The 3,706-nt window shown below is 56.9% G+C and carries 3 rRNA genes; all 3 read right to left on the minus strand.

The features are described 5' to 3' along the window. A 5S ribosomal RNA gene (gene rrf / locus AC51EU_RS28400) occupies nt 1–117 on the minus strand. A 65-nt stretch (nt 118–182) separates the two neighbouring features. Further along, nucleotides 183–3,304: ribosomal RNA gene (locus AC51EU_RS28405) — 23S ribosomal RNA — on the minus strand. 306 nt (nt 3,305–3,610) lie between these two features. Beyond that, nucleotides 3,611–3,706, minus strand: a 16S ribosomal RNA gene (locus tag AC51EU_RS28410); the annotation flags it as partial.

Genomic DNA, 3,706 nt, shown 5'->3' on the forward strand with positions numbered 1-3,706 from the left:
GTTCGGCGGCGTCCTACTCTCCCACAGGGTCCCCCCTGCAGTACCATCGGCGCTGAAAGGCTTAGCTTCCGGGTTCGGAATGTAACCGGGCGTTTCCCTAACGCAATAACCACCGAAACACTATGAAGAAAACAACCAAACCGGCCATTACTTCAGAACCAACACAGTGGACGCGAGCAACTGAGGACAAGCCCTCGGCCTATTAGTACCAGTCAACTCCACACCTTACAGTGCTTCCATATCTGGCCTATCAACCCAGTCATCTACTGGGAGCCTTACCCCATCAAGTGGGAGGGAGCCCTCATCTCGAAGCAGGCTTCCCGCTTAGATGCTTTCAGCGGTTATCCTTTCCGAACGTAGCCAACCAGCCATGCCCTTGGCAGAACAACTGGCACACCAGAGGTCCGTCCGTCCCGGTCCTCTCGTACTAGGGACAGCCCTTCTCAAGACTCCTACGCGCACAGCGGATAGGGACCGAACTGTCTCACGACGTTCTAAACCCAGCTCGCGTACCGCTTTAATGGGCGAACAGCCCAACCCTTGGGACCGACTCCAGCCCCAGGATGCGACGAGCCGACATCGAGGTGCCAAACCATCCCGTCGATATGGACTCTTGGGGAAGATCAGCCTGTTATCCCCGGGGTACCTTTTATCCGTTGAGCGACGGCGCTTCCACAAGCCACCGCCGGATCACTAGTCCCTACTTTCGTACCTGCTCGACCCGTCAGTCTCACAGTCAAGCTCCCTTGTGCACTTACACTCAACACCTGATTGCCAACCAGGCTGAGGGAACCTTTGGGCGCCTCCGTTACCCTTTAGGAGGCAACCGCCCCAGTTAAACTACCCACCAGACACTGTCCCTGATCCGGATCACGGACCCAGGTTAGACATCCAGCACGACCAGAGTGGTATTTCAACAACGACTCCACCATGACTGGCGTCACGGCTTCACAGTCTCCCACCTATCCTACACAAGCCGAACCGAACACCAATATCAAGCTATAGTAAAGGTCCCGGGGTCTTTCCGTCCTGCTGCGCGAAACGAGCATCTTTACTCGTAGTGCAATTTCACCGGGCCTATGGTTGAGACAGTCGAGAAGTCGTTACGCCATTCGTGCAGGTCGGAACTTACCCGACAAGGAATTTCGCTACCTTAGGATGGTTATAGTTACCACCGCCGTTTACTGGCGCTTAAGTTCTCAGCTTCGCCCCACCGAAATGGAGCTAACCGGTCCCCTTAACGTTCCAGCACCGGGCAGGCGTCAGTCCGTATACATCGCCTTACGGCTTCGCACGGACCTGTGTTTTTAGTAAACAGTCGCTTCTCGCTGGTCTCTGCGGCCACCACCAGCTCAGGAAGCACGTTCCCTCACCAGCAATGGCCCCCCTTCTCCCGAAGTTACGGGGGCATTTTGCCGAGTTCCTTAACCATAGTTCACCCGAACGCCTCGGTATTCTCTACCTGACCACCTGAGTCGGTTTAGGGTACGGGCCGCCATGAAACTCGCTAGAGGCTTTTCTCGACAGCATAGGATCATCCACTTCACCACAATCGGCTCGGCATCAGGTCTCAGCCTTAACGTGTGACGGATTTGCCTACCACACGGCCTACACCCTTACCCCGGGACAACCACCGCCCGGGCTGGACTACCTTCCTGCGTCACCCCATCACTCACCTACTACCAACTCGGTTCAGCGGCTCCACCACTCCCCTCAACTCCGAAGAGATCAGGGCGGCTTCACGGCCTTAGCATCACTGGATTCGATGTTTGACGCTTCACAACGGGTACCGGAATATCAACCGGTTGTCCATCGACTACGCCTGTCGGCCTCGCCTTAGGTCCCGACTTACCCTGGGCAGATCAGCTTGACCCAGGAACCCTTAGTCAATCGGCGCACACGTTTCCCACGTGTGTATCGCTACTCATGCCTGCATTCTCACTCGTGAACCGTCCACAACTACCTTCCGGCGCTGCTTCACCCGGCACACGACGCTCCCCTACCCATCACGATCCCCGTTAGGAGTAATATCGCAATGACACGACTTCGGCGGTGTACTTGAGCCCCGCTACATTGTCGGCGCGGAATCACTTGACCAGTGAGCTATTACGCACTCTTTCAAGGATGGCTGCTTCTAAGCCAACCTCCTGGTTGTCTCTGCGACTCCACATCCTTTCCCACTTAGCACACGCTTAGGGGCCTTAGTCGATGCTCTGGGCTGTTTCCCTCTCGACCATGGAGCTTATCCCCCACAGTCTCACTGCCGCGCTCTCACTTACCGGCATTCGGAGTTTGGCTAAGGTCAGTAACCCGGTAGGGCCCATCGCCTATCCAGTGCTCTACCTCCGGCAAGAAACACACGACGCTGCACCTAAATGCATTTCGGGGAGAACCAGCTATCACGGAGTTTGATTGGCCTTTCACCCCTAACCACAGGTCATCCCCCAGGTTTTCAACCCTGGTGGGTTCGGTCCTCCACGACCTCTTACAGCCGCTTCAACCTGCCCATGGCTAGATCACTCCGCTTCGGGTCTTGAGCATGCTACTCAACCGCCCTCTTCGGACTCGCTTTCGCTACGGCTCCCCCACACGGGTTAACCTCGCAACATACCGCAAACTCGCAGGCTCATTCTTCAAAAGGCACGCAGTCACGAGATACCAGCAAACTGATATCCGACGCTCCCACGGCTTGTAGGCACACGGTTTCAGGTACTATTTCACTCCGCTCCCGCGGTACTTTTCACCATTCCCTCACGGTACTATCCGCTATCGGTCACCAGGGAATATTTAGGCTTAACGGGTGGTCCCGCCAGATTCACACGGGATTTCACGGGCCCCGTGCTACTTGGGTGTCTCTCCAACGAGCCGCTAATGTTTCAGCTACGGGGGTCTTACCCTCTACGCCGGACCTTTCGCATGTCCTTCGCCTACATCAACGGTTTCTGACTCGTCCCACAGCCGGCAGACTGCAGAAAAGAGATCCCACAACCCCAACCACGCAACCCCTGCCGGGTATCACACGTGACTGGTTTGGCCTCATCCAGTTTCGCTCGCCACTACTCCCGGAATCACGGTTGTTTTCTCTTCCTGCGGGTACTGAGATGTTTCACTTCCCCGCGTTCCCTCCACACTGCCTATGAGTTCAGCAGCGGGTGACAGCCCATGACGACTGCCGGGTTTCCCCATTCGGACACCCCCGGATCACAGCTCGGTTGACAGCTCCCCGGGGCCTATCGCGGCCTCCCACGTCCTTCATCGGTTCCTGGTGCCAAGGCATCCACCGTGCGCCCTTAAAAACTTGGCCACAGATGCTCGCGTCCACTGTGCAGTTCTCAAGCAACGACCAGCCACCCACCACCCCAACCCGAAAGCTGAGTTCACTGGGACCGGCGTTCGAAGGAACAGCCATACGGCCGCACCCTCAGACACCCAACAGCGTGCCCGACCCGACCAGAAGAGACCTGCGTTCCACGCCCCGAGAGGCAGTACTAACAGTCCTCGTCCAACCAGACCGAGTAGTCAACGTTCCACCCATGAGCAAACCACCGTCGGACACTCGCCGACGTAGTGGCTCTGGACAACCCCGAAAGGCTGCCAAGAAGCTCCTTAGAAAGGAGGTGATCCAGCCGCACCTTCCGGTACGGTTACCTTGTTACGACTTCGTCCCAATCGCCAGTCCCACCTTCGACGATTCCCTCCCACAAGG

It is taken from the genome of Candidatus Streptomyces philanthi (genome assembly GCF_059553635.1).